This is a genomic window from Sulfitobacter mediterraneus (assembly GCF_003054325.1).
Lineage (GTDB): Bacteria > Pseudomonadota > Alphaproteobacteria > Rhodobacterales > Rhodobacteraceae > Sulfitobacter > Sulfitobacter mediterraneus.
Genome location: NZ_QBKU01000006.1, coordinates 166,309 through 189,380, shown reverse-complemented (window position 1 = coordinate 189,380; position 23,072 = coordinate 166,309). Strand labels below are relative to the sequence as shown.

The following is a 23,072-nucleotide window of genomic DNA, read 5'->3' as shown; positions in this document are numbered from 1 at the left end:
CCTTTTCCGAAGGGAGTAACGCATGGGCAATCGCGGATTTGAGCAGGCAGAGTTTGAGGCGCGTTTGGCGCGGGCGCAGGCGGCGATGGGCGCGGCGGGTCTTGACGCCTTGCTTTTGACGACCGAGACCGAGGTTCGGTATTTTACCGGCTACCTCACACGATTTTGGGAAAGTCCGACACGTCCTTGGTTCTTGGTTGTTCCCGCCAGCGGCAAGCCAGTTGCGGTGATCCCATCCATCGGGGCGGCGCTGATGGGGCAGACATGGATTGAGGATATCCGTTGCTGGAGCGCACCTGATCTGGCCGACGATGGTGTAAGCCTGCTGGGCGAGACATTGCGAGAGCTGACACCGGATCGGGGCCGTATCGGTGTGCCGGACGGGCATGAAACCCATCTGCGCATGCCTTTGGCGGACTTTCGGCGGCTTGAAACGCTGGTGGACGCGCGGCAGATCGTCGGGGATGCAGGGATCATGCGGGGCTTGCGGATGGTCAAATCGGCGGCGGAGATCGCCAAGATCGAAACCGCTTGCGCCATTGCAGGCCGCGCATTTGGGCGGGTGCCGGAAATTGCCGGTCCCGGTGTGCCATTGGACGATGTGTTCCGCCGGTTTCAAATGTTGTGTCTGGAGGAAGGGGCCGATTGGGTGCCTTATCTGGCGGGCGGGGCAGAGCAGGGCGGATATGCCGATGTGATCTCGCCTGCACGGCCTGTCCCGTTGGCGGCGGGAGACGTGTTGATGCTGGACACTGGCATGGTTTGGGACGGGTATTTTTGTGATTATGATCGCAATTGGTCGATTGGTGACGCATCATCTGCCGTGCAGACCGCCCATGCCCAATTGATCGAAGCCTCAGATGCCGCGTTTGATATTGCGCGGCCGGGCGCCACGGCGGCAGAGCTGTTTCATGCGATGAATGACGTTCTGACCCGGGGCGCAGAGGCGACGGATGCCGGGCGGCTGGGGCATGGGCTTGGTATGTCATTGACGGAATGGCCTTCCCTGATTGCGCAGGATCACACCCCACTGGAGGCCGGCATGGTTCTGACGCTGGAGCCGGGGATCGCGGTGGGGGACAAGATCATCGTGCATGAAGAAAACATCGTGATCACGGATGGCGCACCGCGTTTCATTTCGCCCCGGATCGGACCGGAGATTCCCACGCTATGACCCATCTGCCGTATTGCCTTGATGCAGACGATCCAGCCGTGCCGCCGATGGGGCTGATTGTACTACAAACGGATGAGACCCTTGAAGGTGATATGCGCCACTATTTCGCGGACGCAGCGAACCCGATTTATGTGACCCGCATTGCCAGCGCACCGGAAGTGTCTCAAGGCAGCCTTGCCGCGATGAAGGGCGGCATATCCGCCGCCGCCGATCTTTTGCCCAAGGCGCGGCCCTTTCGGGTTGTGGGCTATGGATGCACCTCCGCCAGTTCGGTTATCGGATCGCAAGCGGTGGCTGAGCAGGTCCAAAAGACCTGCAAAACGGGAGAGGTGACGAACCCATTGCGGGCGGCGGTGGCTTATGCCGCGCACAAAGGCATCTCGCGTCTGGCGTTGTTGTCCCCCTATGTCGCAGAGGTCAATGAAACCTTGCGCGGCGCCTTTGCGGCAGAAGGTATCGAGACACCGGTGTTTGGCAGTTTTGGGGTCGCCGAAGAGGAAAAAGTGGTCAGAATTTCAGCGCGGTCTTTGATTGACGCGGCAATTAACCTTGGCCGAGATGATTCGGTTCAAGGCATCTTTATGAGTTGCACAAATTTGCGAACCTTGGGCGTAATTGATGAGGTTTCTCAAATGCTTGGAAAACCTGTATTGTCCAGCAATCAGGCGCTGGCATGGCATATGGCGCAATTGAACAGCGCCGGTTGACCTGAATCCTTGGCGTCAAATCAAGTTTCTAGTTGCGTATTGGGCAGGGGTCCGTTTGAATTGGGATCGTTCATATGTGACAGCGGGATGAACCTGCTGCGGTCAGAACGGGGAAGGGAGACGACGTGAATACATCGTCAAACGACGCGGCTTTCGTCGAGTTCGAACGCGTGCAAAAATCTTATGATGGCGAAGCTCTGGTTGTGAAGGATCTCAATCTTTCCCTGCCCAAAGGTGAGTTTCTGACCATGCTTGGGCCATCGGGTTCTGGCAAAACCACCTGCCTGATGATGCTTGCCGGATTTGAGACAGCCACCCATGGCGACATCCGGCTTGATGGCAAATCCATCAACAACATCCCGCCGCACAAACGCGGCATCGGCATGGTGTTCCAGAACTACGCCCTGTTCCCGCATATGACTGTGGCCGAAAACCTGTCTTTCCCGTTGGAAGTGCGCAAGATCGGCAAATCCGAGCGTGAAGAGAAGGTCAAACGGGCGCTGGACATGGTGCAGATGGGCGATTTCGCCGGTCGCCGTCCGGCGCAATTGTCCGGTGGGCAGCAGCAGCGGATCGCCTTGTCACGCGCTTTGGTGTTTGAACCGGAATTGGTGCTTATGGACGAACCATTGGGCGCTTTGGACAAACAGCTGCGCGAAACATTGCAGTTCGAGATCACCAATCTGGCCCATGATCTGGGCATTACCACTGTTTACGTGACCCATGACCAGACCGAAGCACTGACGATGTCGGACCGCGTTGCGGTTTTTGACGATGGCCGCATCCAACAGCTGGCCCCGCCGGATCAGCTTTATGAGGCGCCGGAAAACAGTTTCGTTGCGCAGTTTATCGGTGAGAACAACACCCTTGAGGGTGTGGTCAAAGAGATCAACAACGATCGCGCCTTGGTCCAGCTTGATGGCGGCGGTTTGATTGATGCCAAGCCGGTGAACGTCAGCAAAGTCGGTGAGCGGACCCGCGTGTCGATCCGGCCAGAGCGGGTGGAGTACAACAAGGACCGGCTGAGCGCAGATGCGCATACGCTGAACGCTGAAGTGCTTGAATTCATTTATATGGGTGACATCTTCCGCACCCGCCTGCGGGTTGCAGGGCGGGATGATTTTGTCATCAAGACACGGAACGCACCCGATCAGGTGCGTCTGAAACCGGGCCAGCAGATCGAAATCGGCTGGCTTGCAGAGGACTGCCGTGCGCTGGACGCCTGAGGGCGGGCGCATGGGGTTTGTCGTGGTCCAATACGTTGGGCCACGAACACAAAGGCGCGTCGGCCAAGCCCGTTGCCGTCACGCCAAGCATTCAACGGGTACATAACTGGGAGACTATCAATGAAAATGACCAAAGCGCTTTTGGCCACGACCGCACTGACTGTTGCGGCAGGTATGGCCTCGGCTGATGGCCACATGGCCAGCGAGATGACCATCGTAAGCTGGGGTGGCGCATACTCCAACTCACAACAAAAAGCCTACCATGACCCCTATATGGAAAAGACTGGCGTCAAGGTGATCAACGATGAATCCTCCGCCGAAGCGGTGGCCAAGCTGCGCGCGATGAACGAAGCGGGCAACGTGACATGGGATGTGGTTGACGTTGTTGCGGCGGATGCGATCCGTCTGTGCGACGAAGGTCTGGCGATGGAAATCGACCCGGATGAGCATCTGGCGGCAGCACCCGATGGCACATCTGCGGCGGATGACTTTGGTGACCTGCTGGTCTCCGACTGCTTTATCCCGCAGATCGTTTATTCCACCACATTCGGCTATCGCACAGACATGGTCGGTGCCACGGCGCCAACATCTGTTTGCGCGGTTTTCGACACCGAAGCCTATCCCGGCAAGCGTTCGCTGGAAAAGCGTCCGATCAACAACATGGAGTGGGCTCTGATCTGTGACGGTGTGGCCAAGGACGACGTTTACGACGTTCTGGAAACAGCCGAAGGTCAGCAGCGTGCGCTCGACAAACTGGGCACGATCAAAGACGACGTGATCTGGTGGTCCGCAGGTGCCGACACACCGCAGCTGCTGGCGGATGGCGAAGTTGTGATGGGTTCTACCTACAACGGCCGCCTGTTCTCCGTGATCGAAGAGCAAAAGCAGCCGGTTGCGATGCTTTGGGACGCGCAGGTGTTTGACCTTGACGGTTGGATCATCCCAGCAGGCCTGAGCGATGAGCGCAAAGCCCGTGCGCTTGACTACATCATGTTCGCAACAGACACACAGCGTCTGGCCGATCAGGCCAAGTACATCAGCTATGGCCCTGCACGCGCATCTTCTGCACCGCTGGTCGGTCAGCACGCGGATCTGGGTATCGACATGGCACCACACATGCCAACAGATCCCAACAACGCCAAGAACACGTTCCTTTATAACTACGAGTTCTGGGCGGACTACCGCGATGACATCGACGCCAAATTCCAGGCGTGGTTGGCACAATAAGCCAGCCTTGACTGGCTAAACTATCATCAGGGGCCGCCATTGGCCCCTGATCCCCTACGATAGGAGAACACCTCGATGCCCAAGGGATATATCATTGGCCATATTACGGTCAGAGACCCCGAAGCCTACAAGGAGTATGTGGAGCGCGACACGCCGATCCTCAAACGTCTTGGCGGCAAGTTCCTTGTGCGCGGCGGTCAAAGCCAGCTGATGGAAGGCGACGCATTCGCGCGCCACGTCGTGCTGGAGTTCCCATCATACGAAGAGGCGCTCGCCGCCTATAACGACCCCGAATATCAAGAGGTTGCCAAGATCCGGCAACGCACCGCCGACAGCACGATCCTTGTCGTGGAGGGCGCAGAATGACCGACAACACCGCAAATACCGCATCCGATGGCCCTATGCTGGCCGCCGATGGCACAACGTTGAAATCCAGTTTGAACCGCGCCCTGCGCCGCCAGAAACTGCGGGCACTGATGCTGATCGCGCCACTACTGATCTTTGTGCTGTTGACCTTTATCGCGCCGATTGCCGACATGCTGTTCCGTTCTGTCGAGAACCAGATCGTGTCGGAAACCCTGCCGCGCACCACGGCTGCGCTGGCCGATTGGGACGCCACGGGGGATACAGCCCCGCCAGAGCCGGTGTTCAAAGATCTCTATGAAGACATGTTTATCGCCAAAGAGCGCAAACTCCACACGCGCCTTGGCTCCCGTCTCAATTACGAACTGACGGGCGTCTCCAGCCTGTTCCGCAAATCCGGCCGCAAGGTTGAGGACATGGGAGAGGTCTATCAAGACCAGTTCGAAGATCTCAACAAGTTCTGGAAGAAAGGCGAAAACTGGAATGTGCTGATGGGCACCTCCAGCTGGTTGGCCGCGCAGAACGCATGGGACAAGGCCTCCAAAACCGCGCAGCCCACACTTGAGATAAAACCCGAGATCGCAGCATTGCTTCCGCAGACCGCGCAAATGTTCACGCTGTTTGCCGAGTTTGTTCAGGTGGATGAAAACGACAATCTGGCCAAAGAGGATCCATGGGCGATTGTCTATTCCGCGCTTTATGACGATCTGACCGCCGGTGCGAATGTGGCGGGCTATTCCGGCGAAGGTGCCGCAGAATTGCAAGAGGCCGCCGCCGCGGTCAGCTCCTTTGAAACCGTGGATTTCACCGCGGCCTTCACCAAGATCGATAAAGATTGGGCCAGCGTAGATGTCTGGCGCACCTTGCAGGTCTACAGCCCCGAATTCACCGCCGGGTATTTCCTGAACGCGGTGGATATGCAGAAAACCATCGACGGCCCGGAAATGCGCCCGGAAAACGAACAGCTTTATCTCAAGCTGTTTGTGCGGACGTTATTCATGTCGCTTGTGATCACAGGCAGCTGTATCCTGTTGGGTTATCCTGTTGGTTTTATCCTCGCCAACCTGCCCGCGCGGACGGCCAACCTGTTGATGATCCTCGTGTTGCTGCCGTTCTGGACGTCCCTTTTGGTGCGGACCTCGGCATGGAAGGTGATGCTGCAACAGCAAGGCGTGGTGAATGACACCTTGGTCTGGCTGGGCGTTGTGGCTGATGACAGCCGGCTTGCGCTGATCAACAACCAAACCGGCACGATCATCGCGATGACGCATATCCTGCTGCCGTTTATGATCCTGCCGCTGTATTCGGTGATGAAGACAATCCCGCCCAGCTATCTGCGTGCGGCCAAATCACTGGGTGCAACCAACTGGACCGCCTTCTGGCGGGTCTATTTCCCGCAGTCGGTGCCGGGCATCGGCGCGGGGTCGATCCTCGTGTTCATCCTGTCCATCGGGTACTACATCACCCCCGAGATCGTGGGCGGCACGACCGGCACGTTCATCTCGAACCGGATTGCCTATCACATTTCCAGCTCGCTCAACTGGGGCCTTGCCGCCGCATTGGGTGCGATCCTGCTGGCCGTGGTTCTGGGGCTGTATTGGGCTTATGACCGCATCGTCGGCATCGACAACGTAAAATTGGGGGGCTGATCCATGGCTGCTTTGACACCTATCTCCCGCACGCCTGTTTCGTTCTATGTGCCAGTGGTTGCCGCCGCTGGTGCTGTGGCAGGGCTTTTTGTCGGCACCGCGCAAGGGGCAAGCTTGCTCGGCGTGGTTCTTGGGGCGGTCCTGCTGGCCGCAGCTGCCTTTGTGATGACCCAGATCATCAAAGTGGAAAGCCCAAGCCGCTGGGGTCTTGTTGTGATCCTGGCCATCGTCGGGTTCTTTCTGGGCGGCATTCCTGCAATGATCATCGGCGGGGCGTTCGGCTGGTTCTTTGGTTGGTTCAGTTTCTGGCTCTATGAGGGGCGATACCGCGCACGGGTTGCGCCCTATCTGACCCCCGGTCAGGTGCTGTGGCATTTCACTTTTCGGGTGATTTGCGGCGCTATTCTTGTGTTCCTGATCACGCCGATCCTCGTGGTGATGCCGCTGAGCTTTAACGCCGAGGATTTCTTTACCTTCACGCCCGAAATGCTGCGGTTTGATCCTGAAGGGTACTCGCTCAAGCATTACCGCGACTTCCTGACCAACTCGGACTGGCAGAACGCGCTCAAGAACTCTGTACAGATCGCACCAATGGCGACCCTTCTGTCGGTGAGCTTTGGCACCTTGGCCGCGATTGGCCTCAGCCAGCCGCACGTGCCGTTCCGCCGGGCGATCATGGCGATCCTGATTTCGCCGATGATTGTGCCGCTGATCATCTCAGCCGCTGGCATGTACTTCTTCTATAGCCGGATTGGCCTGCAAGGCACCTATATCGGTGTGGTCCTCGCGCATGCTGCGCTTGGCATTCCGTTTGTGATCATCACCGTGACGGCCACGCTTGTGGGCTTTGACAACTCGCTGACCCGCGCCGCTGCGAATATGGGGGCAGGGCCGGTGACGACCTTCTTCCGGGTGCAGATGCCGCTGATCCTGCCGGGTGTGATCTCGGGCGGGCTGTTTGCCTTTATCACCTCGTTTGACGAAGTGGTTGTCGTGCTCTTTGTGGGCTCTGCTGGTCAGAAAACCCTGCCATGGCAGATGTTCACCGGCCTGCGCGAACAGATCAGCCCGACCATTCTGGCGGTTGCAACGATCCTTGTTGTGGTCTCCATCGCGCTGCTGACTGTGGTCGAGGTTCTGCGCCGCCGGTCCGAGCGGCTTCGCGGCATGTCTCCGGCTTAACTCGCGCAAAAAATGTTGACGTAAATTGCCAAGGGGAGTAGCAAACCCCTTGCGCAGCTTGCCCGCGATGGCGTCGTGGACCCTGCTTGCCGCGCGGCCATCGTCCTACGATGCCTCCCCCGTTCTGAACGCCGGAACGTGTGGTCGGGCGTCTTCTGTCCGACCTTGAGACAGGAGACCCACAATGGTCGATATCGCAAACCGCCCCGAATTTTTCACGTCCCACAATGGTGACAAAGCCCCTTTGCCGTTTTCTAAGGCCGAATACGCCCGCCGTCTGGCCAAGCTGCGCAGCATCATGGCCGCGCGGGACATTCCCGTTGTGCTGCTGACTTCGATGCACAACATCGCCTATTACTCCGGCTTTCTTTACTGCTCCTTCGGGCGTCCCTATGGCTGTGTCGTGACGCAAGAAGCCTGCACCACTGTTTCGGCCAACATTGACGCAGGGCAGCCGTGGCGGCGTTCGGTTGAAGACAATGTGATCTACACCGATTGGAAGCGTGACAACTATTGGCGGGCTGTGGCTGGCCTCACCGGCGGGGCCAAGCGGATTGGCATCGAGGGCGATCACCTGACGCTGGCGATGCGTGACAAGGCGACCGAAATGCTTGGCGCAACCGAATTGGTGGACATCGCGCCTGACACCATGACTGCCCGGATGATCAAATCGGACGAAGAGATTGCCCTGATCAAAGGTGGCGCACGCACCGCCGATGTGGGCGGCGCGGCCATCCACGCGGCGATCCGTGAAGGTGCCACAGAGATTGAGATCGCGATGGCGGGCCGTGATGCCATGGAAGCCGAAATCGCCCGCGCCTATCCTGATGCCGAATATCGCGACACATGGGTGTGGTTCCAATCTGGCCTGAACACAGATGGCGCGCACAACCCCGTCACAAAACGCGCCCTGCAAAAGGGTGACATCCTGTCATTGAACACCTTTCCGATGATCTCGGGTTATTACACCGCGCTGGAACGCACATTGTTCCTCGGCCAGCCCGACGCCGAAAGCCTGCGCCTGTGGGAGGCCAACGTGGCCGCACACGAACTGGGCATCAGCCTGATCAAACAGGGCGCGACTTGCAGCGGCATCACCGAAGAGATCAACCGCTTTTTCGCGCAGGAAAACCTGCTGCAATACCGGTCCTTCGGGTATGGCCATTCCTTCGGCATTCTGAGCCACTACTATGGCCGCGAGGCCGGTCTTGAGCTGCGCGAGGATATCGACACGGTTCTGGAGCCGGGCATGGTTGTCTCGATGGAGCCGATGCTTTGGGTGCCCGAAGGGACCGCCGGGGCAGGGGGCTACCGGGAGCATGATATTCTGGTGATCAGCGAGGATGGCGTGGAGAACATCACCGGCTTCCCCTATGGGCCGGCTCACAACATCATCGACGGCTGACAATAAGATGGAACCGGGGGCGGGGGTATTGCGTTTGTCTGTATGACATTCAAACGCATCATCGCCCCCGCCTTCGCCTGTGCCCTTTCCGTGCCCGTCTTTGCCGATGTTGTCGGCAACGTTGATGTGGACTGGCTGGGCAATGATATCGTCGTAGAGGCTGTGCAAGACCCCAAGGTCAAAGGCGTCACTTGTCATCTGTCCTATTTTGAGCGCGGCCTGATCGACCGGTTGCAAAAGGGCAATTGGTTCGAAGACCCGTCAAATTCCTCAATCTCTTGCCGCCAGACCGGGCCCATCGAAATTGGCGATATTGATCGTGATGACGAAGGCGAGAACGTCTTTAGTGAACGGCGCTCGATCATATTCAAAACGCTGCGGGTCAAACGGATCTTTGATGCGGAAAACAACACGCTGATCTACATCAGTCACGCGCGGGATGTTCAAAACGGCTCTGCCAAGATGTCGATGTCCACGGTGCCGCTTTACCAGGCCTCACAATAGGGCGGTCTCGCGCCAAGTTCCGCTGATCTTTGCTTGGGCTGCAGGTACCCGCTATGCGCGTGTCTCAACCTGCCCTATACTGGCGGAAAACAAGCAGGGCAGCAGGCACATGGATATTTCACGCAGAACAATGATCGCGGGTTTGGGCGCATTCGGCCTTTCGGCCTGCTCCACTGGCGGGCGCAGCGTGGCGCCGGTGCAAACGGGCGGGTTGCCCGCCGATCTCCGGCCGCAATTCAATACAGGGTACAACGCTTGGGTCGCCGCCTTTCGTGGACGGGCAGAGGCGCAGGGCATCTCAACCTCAGTCCTGAACAATGCCTTTCGTGGCGCCGGATATTTGCCTGGCGTGGTCAAACGAGACCGCAACCAAACTGAGTTTACACGTACCTTAGAAGACTACCTTGCCATTGCCGCTTCGGATGAACGGGTCTCAAAAGGCCGCGCGGCCTATGCCCGCCATCGCGGTACGCTGGCGGCGATTGAGGCGCGTTACGGTGTGTCCGCCGAAATAGTCGCTGCGGTTTGGGGATTGGAAAGCTATTACGGAGAACGGCGAGGCGATGTTCCGGTGATCTCTGCCACCTCGACGCTGGCCTTTGACGGGCGGCGCGGTGCGTTCTTTGAAAAACAACTGATTGCCGCGCTCAAGATCTTGCAAAACGGCGACATCAGCGCCGGGAGGATGACCGGATCCTGGGCAGGCGCGATGGGGCATACCCAGTTTATCCCGACCTCCTATCAAGCTTTCGCCGTGGATTTCACCGGCGATGGACGGCGCGATATCTGGTCGGAAGACCCATCCGATGCGCTGGCTTCCACGGCCGCCTATCTGTCCCGCAACGGATGGACGCGGGGGCGCAAATGGGGCGGAGAGCTTGGCACTCTGCCAGCAAGCGCCGGTTCGGTGTTGCAACCGCAACCTGGCGGGCCGAAATTTGTCGTGACCTCAAATTTTCGGGTGATCAAACGCTATAACAATTCCGACAGCTATGCGATTGGTGTCGGGCACCTGGCGGACAGGATCGCCGGGGGCGGGCCGATCAAAGGCAGCTTCCCACCGGACAAGTATGGGTTGACCAAGGCAGACCGCCAGCGCCTGCAAGAACGGCTGACCGCCCGTGGATTTGACACAGATGGCGCGGATGGGGTGATTGGGCCCAACAGCCGCAAAGCGATTGCAGCCTATCAGTCCAGCATTGGCCAAACACCGACAGGTGACCCCTCAGCAGAGCTGCTTCGCTCGCTTGGGTGAGAGGCGCGAACGCCTGTGAAACGATGGAAAGTTTTCCCGTCGCTCAGGCGGAAGATTTGGCGAGTTTAAGCAAGATTAAAGAAATGGCAGTGTGGTCGTTCGGAATATCCACATTCCCTGTGGATAACTTCAACCCTGCCGCTTTATTTCGTGGATGTGGTGGACATCGTCCACTATTTCTTTGGAAAATACTCCCTTTATGGTAGAATGATGCCACCCAAAGTCATGGGATGAAGTTTGATGCAGAAGCACACCTCAGGCACCTTCCCTATTTGCGGACCGAATATTGGCTCCGTTTAGGCAGCACCGAGCAGCCAAAAGGAATGCGAGAAGCCAAAGGATACTAACCATGAAGATCCTAGTCGTTGATGACGATATTTTAATTCTCGAAATTCTAGAACTATTTCTTTCCTCCATTGACTATGAAAACGTCCAATTCGCCAAATCAGGCGAAGAGGCGTTGCAATTGATTGAGGGGGCAAGCACACCGTTTGAGTGTATTCTCCTTGATATCAACATGCCGGTGCAAACCGGGATCGAACTGATCCCGATGATCCGGCAATACAGCGGGTACGAATTTGTCCCGATTATCATGCTCACCGCGCAGCACGACAAAAAGAACATCGCAGAGGCATTTGTGGCAGGCGCATGGGATTACGTCACCAAACCGTTCGAATTCTTTGAACTTGAGACCCGCCTATATGGGGTTGAAACCCGTATGGTCGAACTGGCCCGCCGTTCGCAAGATGTGGCAGAGGATGCCAGCAACGGTGACGTCACATTGAAACGGTTCTGCGCTTTGCATCGTCCGGTGACCCCATCGCAGATCACCGAAAGCGGTCTGGTTGGTCTGGGGGCGTTTGAGAACTGTTTTGCCCGGATCAGCAACACTCTGCACGGCAATGTCAGCCTGATGGCGCTGCGTCTGAACAACCTGCCTGAGGTGTCGCAGACCCTGCAAGAACCATACACCCACCAGTATCTGGTGAAACTTGCCTCCGTGATCGCCACCCATGCAGGACCATGGCAGGGCATCGTCACGTACTTGGGCAAAGGTGCGTTCCTGATCTTGTCCTTTGCACCAACGCGCAGACCGTCAACAACATTAAAGGATGCCATCGGTACAGCTATTGACGAGGTTGATGCCCAACTCTTGAAGACCGAAGGTCTGAGCACTGATTACAGCAGCTGGCAGATTCACGGCAACGAAGTGCCCGAGGGCGTCGAGCCTTCGTATCTTCTATATGCAGTCAAAAATCATCTGGATCAAAGCGTCAGACTGCAGTAACAGGCTTTGCAACCATACGTGGCGGCACATCTCCTTAAAGATGTGTTACGGTGTCGACTTCAAGTTGACACCGCAGCCATGTTTGGTTTTGCTGAAATGAAGATTAACAATTGAAGAGACTGACCCTGCAATGAGCGGCGGAATTACCCTGTTTTCAAACATAAGAATGGTTGGGGTTCTAAGTATTGCCGCATTGATAGGCGTCCTGATCGTAGGACGGCTCGAACATCTTGGTGATGATGCCTATCTGAACGACACCAAGTTGCAGACCACGCTGGAGCTGGTCGAGCTGCGCGAGAACATCCGCAAAGAGATCATCGACCGGATCCTTAAATTAAGCGAACTTGCTACAATTGTTAGCCAGAACCCGTCCATTGACGGGGATCAGCTTTCTGCCCGTGCTAAGGAATTGATCGAAACCACACCGGATCTGATTTCCATCGGAATCGCGCCGGATCTGGTTGTCACGCGCGTGATCCCTGCCGAAGGCAATGAACGCGCCATCGGCCTCGATTATCGCAGCAACAAACAGCAATATCCGATGGTCAAACAGGCCATGGAAACCGGCAAGGGTTTGATCACTGGGCCAGTCAATCTGGTGCAAGGAGGCAGCGGCCTGATTCTGCGCCAGCCGGTCTATATTGGCGAGGGGGCGGATAAGGCGCCTTGGGGCATCATTTCGGTTGTTCTAGACTATGAGAAATTCCTCGCAAAGCTTGGGTTGCCGGATATCGGGCAAGCCTATGAGATTCTGATTCACGATGTTTCGGCTGAAGGCGCGCCTGATCAGGTTCTTTTCGGCCAACAAGAAATCTTGGCTGCCGGGCCTGTCCTTTTGACGCTGGATTTTCCCTATGGGGTCTGGGAACTGGCGGCGGTGCCGGTTGGCGGCTGGCCCCTGCACAAGCCAGACCATATGTCTGATCGTTTGCTCGCCTTTGTGTTGATTGGCCTCGCGTTGTTTCTGCTTTGGTACATCATCCGTCTGGCCGACACGCGCCGGATCGCTGAGGTTCGGTTGTCCAACGCCATTGACGCATTGGATCACGGGTTCATCATGTTCGATCCCAATGACCGCCTGGTGCTGAACAACAAGAAATACCTCGACATCTACAATCTGAACCGCGATGCCATCGAACCCGGCGCATCCTATGAAGATCTGGTGCTGCGTGGCCTCAAACGTGGGGTTTTCCCAACCGCCGTTGGCCGCGAAGAAGAATGGCTGGCCGAATGGAACGCAAAGCGCGGCGGCGATTTTGATTCCGAGCATTTCTTGTCGGATGGCCGTGTCATCAAAGCCTCGGACCGGACCATGCCCGATGGCAGCATTGTGGGCCTGCGCATTGATGTGTCCGAGCTGAAAGAGGCGCAATTGGGCGCAGAGGCGGCGAACAAGGCCAAGTCGGACTTTATGGCCGTCCTCAGCCACGAATTGCGCACGCCGCTGACCGTGATCCTCGGCACGGCCCGTCTGTCCAAACAAGTGGACCGACTGCCAAAGGCCAAAGAACTCACCGCCGCGATTGAGGCATTGCCCGGCGACGAAAGTGAAACGCTCAAGACCCAGTTGAGCGGGGTCTACGATATGATCTCTGGCATGATGGAAAAGCTGGAACGGTCAGGCGAACATTTGCTGTTCTTGGTCAACGAGATCCTCGATTTCGCCAAGATCGAAGCCAGCGGCCTCTCGCTTGATATTCAGTCCAACGACATTGGTGAGATCATCCAAACGGCTGCCGGCCAAATGGCACCTATGGTCGAACAAAAGGGTCTGGAACTAAACGTTCAGCCTGTATCGGCAACCTTGAATCTTGACGCCAAACGCATCCAGCAGGTTTTGATGAACCTTCTGGGCAACGCGGCAAAGTTCACCGAAAAAGGCAGCGTCTCCCTGATCGCCGAAGTGGTCAGGGACCAGATCGAGATCAGGATCAAAGACACCGGCATGGGCATCCCGCCCGAACAGGTCGAAAGAGTATTCGAACCCTTTCACCAGGTTGATTCCTCGAACAAACGCGGCATCGGCGGCACCGGCCTCGGCCTTGCCATCTCCCGCGAGATCATCGAGGCGCACGGCGGCACATTGAGCGCAACAAGTGTCGAAGGTGAAGGCAGCGTGTTCATGGTTGTCCTGCCCCTGAACCATTCCGGCTGATTGAGCCGCCGCGCCTTTGCAGCGTCGCCTGCCATCGGCGGCTCACTAACCCCTTTGTCATCACGCAGCCGCGTCAGCCGCGCCGTAGCCCGCAGACGCGGGCGATTGGGATTGTGCAACTTCTGCCTTGGCCGTTGGTCTCTTCCGCCGCTTTGGCGGACTTGTTCTTTGGTCCGGCCTGTGCAGGCGGCACATTTTGCGGCCCACCGAGAATTGACGAGGTAAGTTCATACTTGCGCCTCTTTGTCTTTGAGTTGGCTCTCGTGACGGGTCGGTCAATTTCACAAGCAGGCAGAATTATTGTTGATTTGTGTTCCTCAAGGGTAGCCGGAGCTGCAATTGACGGAAGGGCGACAAATCCGTCAACGCCAATCCATCCGTGCATGGAGCGGATCGTGTCTATTTGTGCGGCTATTCAAAGGAGTTTGATGGTGCTGCTGGAGAGCATTGTAAGCCTATATCTTGGGGCACCACGGCATATCGCCGAAGGCAAATATTCCATATTTTATTCAGTTTTCTTGCCCCAAGGTGTTTCACCATGCCCCACAGCATACTATATGTTGAGGGTGGACCTGAAGGTGGACCAGATGACAAGAGCATTGAACAAGCTATCGGCACAGGCTGTCAAAGCGGCTGAACCCGGCAAATACTCCGATGGTGGTGGCCTTTGGTTCGCACGGGCCAAAGATGGAAACTCCAAGTGGTTCTTGCGGGTCGTGGTTCATGGACGGCGGCGTGAAATGGGTTTGGGTGCATATCCTGCCGTATCGCTTAAGGAGGCACGGCTGGAGGCGGACAAGTGGCGGGCCGTTGTCCGTGAAGGGCAAGACCCAATCAAGTTGCGGGATAAGCAACGCCGGGATAGTGAGCGCAACATGCATCTTTTGCAGGACGTGGCGCTGGATGCCTTCGAAAGCCGCAAAGCAGAGTTGAAGGGCGATGGCATGGCGGGGCGCTGGTTTTCGCCCTTGGAAAACCATGTGCTGCCCAAGCTGGGCAAGGTTCCAGTATCAGAGATTAACCAGCGCGATATACGCGACACCCTTGCACCGATCTGGCATAACAAGGCGCATACCGCCAAGAAGGCCATGAACCGACTAGGTATTTGCCTGCGCCATGCAGCCGCACTGGGCTTGGACGTGGATTTGCAGGCAACCGATAAGGCCAAGGCACTTTTAGGTCAGCAACGCCACCGAACACAGAACACCCCGGCGCTGCATTGGCAGGACGTGCCTGCTTTCTATCAATCGCTGAACGAAGGCACGACAACGGAACTGGCGCTGCGCTTGCTTATCCTGACTGCGCTGCGTTCAAATCCCCTGCGCTTCATGCACCTTGACCAGATCGAAGGCGATGTTTGGACGGTGCCAGCGGACTTGATGAAAGGGCGCAAAGGCACAACCACAGACTTTCGGGTGCCACTGTCCATAGAGGCAAAGGCGGTGATTGAACAGGCCAGACCCTTTGCCCGTGATGGCTTTCTTTTTCCCGGCGTCCGGCGTGGCGTTATCTCGGATGCAACCATGTCCAAGTACATGCACCGGCGCGGTATGATCGAAACCCCGCACGGGTTCCGTTCCTCCTTTCGGGATTGGGTGGCGGAAGCAACCAACACACCCCATGACGTAGCCGAAACCTGCTTGGGGCATGTTGTGGGGGGCAAGGTAGAGCGGGCCTATCGGCGGACGGATTTTCTAGAGCAACGGCGGATTTTGATGGAGCGGTGGGGGGAGCTAACTACGAGGCCACTTGGAGCGACTATTCAACAACTACGATGGAGAGGAAGTAGTGAATGACTGACTATTCCAAAGCGTTTGCTAGTTTGCTGGTCATTGCGAAGGAATACCAGCGTTCGCTTGAAAAACAAGAAAAGTTCCCGCGCGTTATGAAGTTATATCTGTATAATTGGCTGACCAGTAGAGAGTATATCAATCTGACCGATTTCTCTATTAGTGGGGAAACCAGGACATGTTATGTAGTTGACGAACTTCACGCCAATCATTTGGTAAGTCTTAGTCGGTCAGATCCAGATGCCTTTGATATTTGTGTGGAAATTTGCACAACTAATATCTTAAATGCGGCGGAAATGCCGTGCCCTTTTAGGCTATTTGCGAACAAGGTTCTCAATGCAGAGTGGATCAGACCATCTCCGCGTAACAGACCAAAAAGTGAAGATTTCATCTTTGATTTAGTCTTGTTTGAGCTTCTGACAGTTGCGATTACCGTGCATGGGCTTCCCATGACTAGAAATGATGTGTCCCCAGCGCACAGTGCTTGTGATGTCGTATCTGAAGTATTGGCTGAATTGGATATTCAGATATCCGTTGCTCAACTTAAAGATCTTTGCGTATCTCCTAAGAAAGCCAATCGCCGTGAAAGGATGCGGCGTTATAATGAAACCTTCTACGGGAGCGTTCAATTTCTAAATGCCTGAGAATTCAATAGCCAGCTTTTGAGTGAGTGTTGCCGAACTGCGGACTTCTGCAACATGACGCCGAAATTCAGGATTGTAAGTTGATACCATGAAACACGATGGAGCGTATCAATGCATTACCTGTCTTTTCGCGATTTACAGGCAAAACTCGGCGGTCGCGGCCGCACGACCATATACCGTGACGTAGAGCTGGGCCGTTTGCCAGAACCCACTAAAATCGGGTCTCGCCTATATTGGAATGAGGCCGATGTTGATGCAGCGATTGCATCCCTTGCGGGTTAAGACCCGTCCCACCCTGCGCGGTTGCGCTGGGCCTATGGGACAGGAATATATCTTGCAGGATACTCCTTACACCTACGCCCAGCGCCGCGCCTTTACAACAAAAAGGCAAAGCCATGACACAGGCATATTTCTACTCAAAACCTACCAGCGTCTACTGGACGTGCAAGGCGCTCACAGAAGGGCGCACCATTTCCCAACTGACCCAAATCCAAAACGTGAAAGGCTGGCGCTTGGGGGCCATCATTCACCGCCTGCGCTGGGAATATGGCTGGCCGATCAAGACGGAGTATTCCAGCCCCGGCCAGATCGCCCTTTACAGCCTTGCGCCAGACGTGGACCGCAGCAAGTTGCGCTTTCCCAAATCAGCCAAGGCGCTGGGCGTAGAGGAGGGCAAGGCATGAACCGTCATCAGATTGCCCGCCTGCGCCGCCGTTTTGGATTGACCGAAACCCAAGCCCGTTTGGTGGCCTTCCTGCACTATGGAGGGCCGCGCAATGGCTGAACGCTTCAAACTCGCCAGTCAAGGCAGGACTTGGCATGTCATGGCCCGCAAGGGCGCTGGAGCGGCCACAGAGGCGCTCTGGCTGTCCTTGGGCGGTTGTCCTGACCAGATCGTAGCAACGCGCGTCTATCTGACCCTCAAGGCAAGGGAGGCGCTCAAATGAGTCGCAAGCCATACAAAGCGAAGAAAAAGGGGGCTGGGCGTTTCGTCCAGCTTCCTGAGTGGCTTCAAGCGTCAGAGGCATGGGCAACCCTCAAGCCCGGCCCAAGGGCGCTCTATGTGGAGATAAAGCGGCGCTATACAGGATCGAACAACGGGCAAATTGCCCTAAGTCATCGTGAGGCCGCTCAACGCTTGAACGTGAGCCGCAATACGCCGGGGGCGTGGTTCAAGGAACTCGAGCAACGCGGGTTTATCCGCATGACGCAAGGCCATCATCTTGGGCCTTCCGGTATCGGGCAATCATCGCGCTGGGCGCTGGAGGAAGTGCCAACGGACAACATGAGAACCGCGCCAAAGTCCTTCATGGCGTGGCGGGACAAGCAGAAGCCCCGAACAGAAACCGTGCCACCCCGTCACAATGGTTGTGACACCAAGGGCAATCTTAGGGTGGTGGGAGGTTAGGCGCTCGAACCTATACAGGTTTGCCAGAAAACCTCAAATTTGCTAAAGTTGGTGACCAAATTCCTCTGGAAGGAGTGCTCCCATGAAAAGTGTTACGCGGGTAACCCATGTCTCCAGACGGTGGGCATTGTCTGGCTTGAGCGCCTCAATGGCAGTGGCTGGGTTTGGTAAAGTGACCTACGCGGAAGGCGCAGGGGAATCGAATGAGCCTCCCTCTTCATCACACAATATCGACAAGACACCCCCCAAGAAAAAGTCAAAAAAGATAAGTGTCATCTACACCCAGAAGAACCTCAAGAACGTCAAAGATAAGGACCTCAAGACCGCTATACGCGGCAATAGTCAGGGGCATAGTATCGTGATCGAGGGTTTTTCGAAAAGAATGTCATCTGTAATATTTGAGCTGATCTTGGTGCACCGTAGGAATGCCCTTAAGGTAATTGGTTACATGGGGACATTGACGGCGCAGAAGGATAGACGCGATACCTTGAAATTTTGGCGAGAACTCTGGGCGGAAGAGTTGGATTATCTCATAGGGATTAGGGATAACAGTAAGAAAATTGACCCCAATAACCCCGAACTCGCACAAGCAAAGCGAATGGTTGAACTTGCAACCATCTGGCTCAAAAGCCCTATGGAAGGTGTTCTAAAAAAGCCCCAAAAGAAGAAACCTGCAAAGAAGAAATCCCTAAAGAACGCCCCCAAAAAAACAGACAGCAACGCCGTTACAGATTTCTTTACAAATTTGACCGGAACTGAGGCACCGCAGAACGAAGAGGTAGCAGGTTCTCGATAGTTTGTGCGGCAATCCTTGCGCTGGGCGCTGGAGGAAGTGCCAACGGACAATCTAGAAACCGCGCCCAAATCCTTCTTGGCATGGAAGTCAAAACAAAACCCCCGCACAAAAAACGTGCCACCCCGACACAATGGTTGTGACACCAAAGGCAAGTTGAGGGTGGTTGGGGGGTAAAGCGTCACAAAAACCGTGACGTGAAGGAGTCATTTGCTCAATCGGGCGTCACAAAAATCAGGACAGTTATACATCTAGCCATAGGCAGGACCATGACCAGAGAACCAAACATCGAACTTAGCTCTTTCGGAGTCAGCCTAAAAGGAACGCCAGAAGCGGGTCACCAAGTCCACCTTGCAAAGCAGGATACTCTTGAAAACCTGTTCCAAACAGATCTGCCGGAAATGGCAAACGGCCTGCTTTCGCACTGCCTCAAGGTTCTCAAGGCCAATGAGGCAAGCGACGACTTTGCCGGAAACGATGAACGCGCCTTCATGCTGGCCGCAATCAAAGAGCTTGCGCCCCGCGATGCGGTGGAGCGGATGCTGGCGGTCCAGATGGCCGCAACACATGTGGCGATGGTCAGAGCAGGGCGTTGGCTGGCGTTAGCGGACACGGTTGAAAAGGCGACGGCGTATAACTCCAACTACACAAAGCTGGCCCGCACCTACACGGCTCAGATGGAGGCGCTGCGCAAACATCGCAACGGCGGCAAACAGACCGTCACAGTTCAGCATGTTAACGTAGAAGGCGGCGGGCAAGCCATTGTGGGCAATGTTCACAACCGGGAAGTGGCTGACTGAGAATGACGCAATGCGCAGCGAGGGTCGCGCGCCTTGTTGTGATGCGCAGAACTATCAACGCAATCTTCATTTCTAGGCAACTTTGAACACTTCGCGTCTAGGGCGAACGCTTGAGTATTGGCACAAGATGCTGAGACGTGAGAGTTGCTTAGACTTCCGGTTTGCGGACTAAGTGACCTGAGCAAGGTGCAACAGTTGACAAATGCTCTCCAAAAAGGATGCTCAGTTTAGACAGCTTGGGGAATGTAATGAATTTTCGAGAAGAGTGTCAGCAATTGCTTGATCAATACGTATCCTTCTATCGCAAAGGCGATGCCGCTGGCTGCGCATCTGTGTATAGCCTTGAGGCTGAGTTGTACTCGCCTTTTGGACGACCTGCCATTGGACGCCAAGCCATCGAGGCGACACACAAAGAATGGGTTGAAGACGGTGCAGAGAACAAGAAAATCAACGTGTTAAGTGCAGGTCATAGTGACGACCTTGGTTGGTGTATTGCGCGATTTAGTGAAGGAACCACTGGCAGCGGCTCCTCGATGAATATTCTTGCCCGTCAGCCTGACGGGAGCTGGGCAATTACGCATTGCAGCCTGAATGAAACCTAGGGTTCCATACCAATAAGATTGTCGCGGATAGAAAACTTAGGGTTGGCGATGATTGGGAATTTTGATCCGCAAATGACGCAAAAACAATTATTAGTTTCCATGTCTTTTTGGGCTCACAGGCGATATCCGATGGTTTCAGTCAGGATTGGGCTGTCTGGTAAATCAGCACGGGTAGCTATGTAACCCTTCCTGAGTATCCTTCCCAAGCCAGTTTGACATGCGGACAACCTGCCACGAACATGAGTGCATCATGCAAGCTGCGAAAGTAAACTGCCATAGCCCGAGTGTTCCAAAGCTGATGCGGCTTGCTGGCGTAGTTCCCTGTGCCGACATTTCCCTGCAACCATTGGCGGGTTATCTCATAGGTCTCTGGGCGGTTCTCGATGACCAGCCGAACCGGGAACTCCCTGTCGATGACGTCATATCTATGCGGTAGCTTGCTGCTCATATGGAACAATTAGAGAACATTGCTTGGTGTCGGCAACCCTCTTATGATGCCTAAAGACGGAGAGGGTATGCAAAAGTTTAGACTGATGACCTCAGGGACCGGCGCGGGAAGCCAAATGCCCGCACCCACAATTCATACATTTTGGAAACTAACTTAAGGACAGGTCAGCCTTGCAAGCGAAGATGGAACGGCTGACAACCAGCCCATGTCCGAACATCCTGAACCTCTTCTATTCTCGCGTGGCGTGACAAGCGTTGAAGTTCGGTGTTGGTCTTGCGGTCATACCGTCGAGTTAACACCAGACAAGCTACCAAGCGGCATCAAGCTGCATGACTTCGAGCGCAGAGCGAAGTGCCGTTGTGGCAAAGGATGGCCGCAGGTGAAGCAGCTTCCCAAGCTCCTAAGCCGCTGGTAGCCTAAGAATAGGGGCATTTGCTAGCGGAGGGATTCCTATCTGCCATCGGATACCCTAAACTCACCCTGTGAAAATGATAAAGTTGCCTATTGATTTCGTAAAAAAAACTGGAGGCACCGCAATGGGCGGATACGGCTCGGGACGGCCTAGCAGCAAACAGAAAGCGGAACATTGTAAATCGCTAGATGTGAACCGACTGCACCGTGGCGGTTGTTTGCGCCCTGGTAGAAGGGGCAACTGGGTCTGGTCCCGCGATGGTGAGGAAGTTGGACGGATAAACTACAAGGCCGAGGAAGGTCGGGTGGTCCTAGATTACCGTGTGCGCTCCTATGGCGGTGACTGGGAGGCGACAACCGAAACCATCCGCATTACCCACGTTGAGTGCAACTACGGCAATAAGCGTCCCTATTTTATTTGTCCTGGCGTAGTGCACGGCAGGCATTGCGGGCTTCGCGTGGGTAAGCTGTTCGCAGGCGGACGCTACTTCCTATGCCGCCATTGCTACAGAATTGCTTATGCCAGCCAATCAGAGGCGCGGTATGACCGTATGTTGCGCCGTGCCAACAAACTTCGCATGGCGCTGGGCGGCGAACCAGGTACCGCGTATCTGATAGCCCCCAAGCCCAAGGGCATGTGGCAACGGACTTACCAACGCAAACATTTTGAGATTGAGTGGTGCGAAAGCCAAGCAAACCAACTATTTCTCAGCAAATATCGCCACATGTTCAGCAAGGAAGAACGCGAAGCCTTCTTCGGTTCATAGACAAACTAAGCAAATCCTATGTAAGCTCGAATTATGTGCAATCTTTACGCCAATAAGATGCCGCAAGAAGCAATGCGCCAGCTCTTTGATGTGCAGCCCAATCACGATTTGTTAGGCAATGCGAAGCCTTTGCCCGCCATCTACCCAAAGTACATAGCGCCGATTGTGACCCTCGATAATGGCGAGAGGTCACTGGTAAAGGCATCTTGGGGTTTCCTGACTCCCAACAAGAGCAAAAAAACGGGAAAGTGGCTTAAGCCAGCGGCTTGGAACAACGCACGCGATGATAAGATCCAAAAGGCCTCTTTGTGGCGGTCGAGCTATCAGAGCCGTAGATGTTTGATCCCCGGCACTGCGTATGCGGAAGCCACAGGGCGCAATCCGGCTACCTTTCATTGGTTCAACATGGCTGGAGCTGAAGGCTTTGCGTTTGCCGGAATTTGGAAGCGTCAAAAAGCCAACGTCGGCGAAACAGAAATAGACGGCACCTACTTTAGCATGGTGACAACTAAACCTAATGAACTGGCGGCAAAATATCACAACCGGATGCCTGTCCTTTTGTCGCCGGACAATTTTGAAGAATGGCTTACAGGTGACGCAGACGACGCTTTCAAACTGCTGCGACCATTTCCAGTAGAACGGCTGCAAGTTATCAGCAGCGGCGAAGGTCTACGCTCCGAACCGTTAACAACGAACACTTAGTGTCAAGGCTAGGTTGTTTACTCGAATGCCAAGGGTGGGCTTTCCCTAGTCGAAATTCATTCGAAGGGCACACGCGGCCCTCGCCGTGCGCAGCCCGGCTCAACCACACCGGCTTCCTTTGCATAAGCCCCGGCGGTGCATGGCGCAGAGCTCTGTTGAATACTTCCCGTAAGAGGTGGATATGGTAGCGGACGGAAATAGAAGTTTGGGGTTGCTTACCCTGCCGTGCCTAACTCATTTTTGCTAGCATCCTCGACCAGCCAATCGGTACCTGCACTGACAACGCAGCTTAGACCTAGTGGATTGGTTATCAGGACCGTATACGTTCCAGACTTTGATGAGGCGAAAACCTCCATAAGTGAGGTTCTAGACTGAAGTCCACGTGCTATCAGCTCTTCAGAGTACTTTTTCTCGAGTTTTTTGACCAACGCTTCCCTAGGAGCGCAGGTCGCTGCCTGTGTCATGCTTGCGGCTAGAGAGAGCCCGATTACCGTTACAATGATGAATTTATGCTTGTTCATAGCAAGCTCCTATCATGTTTTTTTTGGTATTAGAGAAGGGCACACGAAGAG

General features: G+C 55.4%; 23 protein-coding genes. 22 read left to right on the top strand and 1 reads right to left on the bottom strand.

What is annotated here, in order from left to right; genetic code table 11:
* Positions 1-22: 22 nt before the first annotated feature.
* From C8N31_RS11755 to C8N31_RS11645, 22 genes are all read left to right on the top strand, one after another.
* On the top strand, positions 23-1,174 hold the full coding sequence (locus C8N31_RS11755; RefSeq protein ID WP_025049593.1) for a M24 family metallopeptidase: 1,152 nt from the start codon (positions 23-25) through the stop codon (positions 1,172-1,174).
* Positions 1,171-1,881, top strand: coding sequence for a maleate cis-trans isomerase family protein (locus C8N31_RS11750; RefSeq protein ID WP_025049594.1), 711 nt, complete (start codon positions 1,171-1,173; stop codon positions 1,879-1,881). Before C8N31_RS11755 ends, C8N31_RS11750 begins: the two co-directional genes overlap by 4 nt.
* Before the next feature lie 125 nt (positions 1,882-2,006).
* A complete protein-coding gene (locus C8N31_RS11745; RefSeq protein WP_025049595.1) occupies positions 2,007-3,107 on the top strand; it encodes an ABC transporter ATP-binding protein in 1,101 nt (366 codons plus the stop codon).
* Positions 3,108-3,227: 120 nt separating this feature from the next.
* Complete coding sequence (locus tag C8N31_RS11740) at positions 3,228-4,334, top strand: extracellular solute-binding protein (RefSeq protein WP_025049596.1); 1,107 nt, start codon at positions 3,228-3,230, stop codon at positions 4,332-4,334.
* A gap of 75 nt (positions 4,335-4,409) precedes the next feature.
* Positions 4,410-4,700 (top strand): DUF1330 domain-containing protein, encoded by a 291-nt coding sequence (locus tag C8N31_RS11735; protein ID WP_025049597.1) that lies wholly within the window; start codon positions 4,410-4,412, stop codon positions 4,698-4,700.
* Complete coding sequence (locus C8N31_RS11730) at positions 4,697-6,346, top strand: ABC transporter permease (protein ID WP_025049598.1); 1,650 nt, start codon at positions 4,697-4,699, stop codon at positions 6,344-6,346. Before C8N31_RS11735 ends, C8N31_RS11730 begins: the two co-directional genes overlap by 4 nt.
* Before the next feature lie 3 nt (positions 6,347-6,349).
* Positions 6,350-7,528 carry an ABC transporter permease gene (locus C8N31_RS11725; protein ID WP_025049599.1) on the top strand — a complete coding sequence of 393 codons (1,179 nt, stop codon included), beginning with the start codon at positions 6,350-6,352 and terminating at the stop codon, positions 7,526-7,528.
* A gap of 184 nt (positions 7,529-7,712) precedes the next feature.
* The gene (locus tag C8N31_RS11720) at positions 7,713-8,933 is read left to right on the top strand and encodes an aminopeptidase P family protein (RefSeq protein WP_025049600.1); all 1,221 of its coding nucleotides are present in this window, start codon (positions 7,713-7,715) and stop codon (positions 8,931-8,933) included.
* 42 nt (positions 8,934-8,975) lie between these two features.
* Positions 8,976-9,437, top strand: a complete 462-nt coding sequence (locus C8N31_RS11715) for a CreA family protein (protein WP_025049601.1) — start codon at positions 8,976-8,978, stop codon at positions 9,435-9,437.
* A gap of 109 nt (positions 9,438-9,546) precedes the next feature.
* Positions 9,547-10,692 (top strand): lytic murein transglycosylase, encoded by a 1,146-nt coding sequence (locus C8N31_RS11710; RefSeq protein ID WP_025049602.1) that lies wholly within the window; start codon positions 9,547-9,549, stop codon positions 10,690-10,692.
* 349 nt (positions 10,693-11,041) lie between these two features.
* Entirely contained in the window at positions 11,042-11,980 is a 939-nt protein-coding gene (locus C8N31_RS11705; protein ID WP_025049603.1) for a response regulator, read from the top strand.
* A 130-nt stretch (positions 11,981-12,110) separates the two neighbouring features.
* The gene (locus C8N31_RS11700) at positions 12,111-14,135 is read left to right on the top strand and encodes an ATP-binding protein (protein WP_081785737.1); all 2,025 of its coding nucleotides are present in this window, start codon (positions 12,111-12,113) and stop codon (positions 14,133-14,135) included.
* A 587-nt stretch (positions 14,136-14,722) separates the two neighbouring features.
* Positions 14,723-15,931 (top strand): tyrosine-type recombinase/integrase, encoded by a 1,209-nt coding sequence (locus C8N31_RS11695; RefSeq protein WP_025049605.1) that lies wholly within the window; start codon positions 14,723-14,725, stop codon positions 15,929-15,931.
* Positions 15,928-16,569 (top strand): hypothetical protein, encoded by a 642-nt coding sequence (locus tag C8N31_RS11690; RefSeq protein ID WP_025049606.1) that lies wholly within the window; start codon positions 15,928-15,930, stop codon positions 16,567-16,569. Before C8N31_RS11695 ends, C8N31_RS11690 begins: the two co-directional genes overlap by 4 nt.
* A 395-nt stretch (positions 16,570-16,964) precedes the next feature.
* Positions 16,965-17,252 (top strand): helix-turn-helix domain-containing protein, encoded by a 288-nt coding sequence (locus C8N31_RS11680; RefSeq protein WP_025049607.1) that lies wholly within the window; start codon positions 16,965-16,967, stop codon positions 17,250-17,252.
* A gap of 93 nt (positions 17,253-17,345) precedes the next feature.
* The gene (locus C8N31_RS20365; protein WP_156026916.1) at positions 17,346-17,516 is read left to right on the top strand and encodes a hypothetical protein; all 171 of its coding nucleotides are present in this window, start codon (positions 17,346-17,348) and stop codon (positions 17,514-17,516) included.
* Positions 17,513-17,977 (top strand): helix-turn-helix domain-containing protein, encoded by a 465-nt coding sequence (locus tag C8N31_RS11675; protein ID WP_025049608.1) that lies wholly within the window; start codon positions 17,513-17,515, stop codon positions 17,975-17,977. The genes C8N31_RS20365 and C8N31_RS11675 overlap by 4 nt, the downstream gene beginning before the upstream one ends.
* A gap of 82 nt (positions 17,978-18,059) precedes the next feature.
* Complete coding sequence (locus tag C8N31_RS11670) at positions 18,060-18,773, top strand: hypothetical protein (protein ID WP_146173132.1); 714 nt, start codon at positions 18,060-18,062, stop codon at positions 18,771-18,773.
* A 398-nt stretch (positions 18,774-19,171) separates the two neighbouring features.
* The gene (locus C8N31_RS11665) at positions 19,172-19,570 is read left to right on the top strand and encodes a hypothetical protein (protein ID WP_051544655.1); all 399 of its coding nucleotides are present in this window, start codon (positions 19,172-19,174) and stop codon (positions 19,568-19,570) included.
* Between the two features lie 218 nt (positions 19,571-19,788).
* On the top strand, positions 19,789-20,172 hold the full coding sequence (locus tag C8N31_RS11660) for a YybH family protein (protein WP_025049610.1): 384 nt from the start codon (positions 19,789-19,791) through the stop codon (positions 20,170-20,172).
* A 936-nt stretch (positions 20,173-21,108) separates the two neighbouring features.
* Positions 21,109-21,798, top strand: a complete 690-nt coding sequence (locus C8N31_RS11650; RefSeq protein WP_231476896.1) for a hypothetical protein — start codon at positions 21,109-21,111, stop codon at positions 21,796-21,798.
* 33 nt (positions 21,799-21,831) lie between these two features.
* Positions 21,832-22,500: an SOS response-associated peptidase gene (locus tag C8N31_RS11645; protein ID WP_025049613.1), complete on the top strand. Its 669-nt coding sequence runs from the start codon at positions 21,832-21,834 to the stop codon at positions 22,498-22,500.
* Positions 22,501-22,715: 215 nt separating this feature from the next.
* Here C8N31_RS11645 and C8N31_RS20475 read toward each other — a convergent pair whose 3' ends face one another.
* Complete coding sequence (locus C8N31_RS20475) at positions 22,716-23,021, bottom strand: hypothetical protein (RefSeq protein ID WP_025049614.1); 306 nt, start codon at positions 23,019-23,021, stop codon at positions 22,716-22,718.
* Between the last annotated feature and the right edge of the window lie 51 nt (positions 23,022-23,072).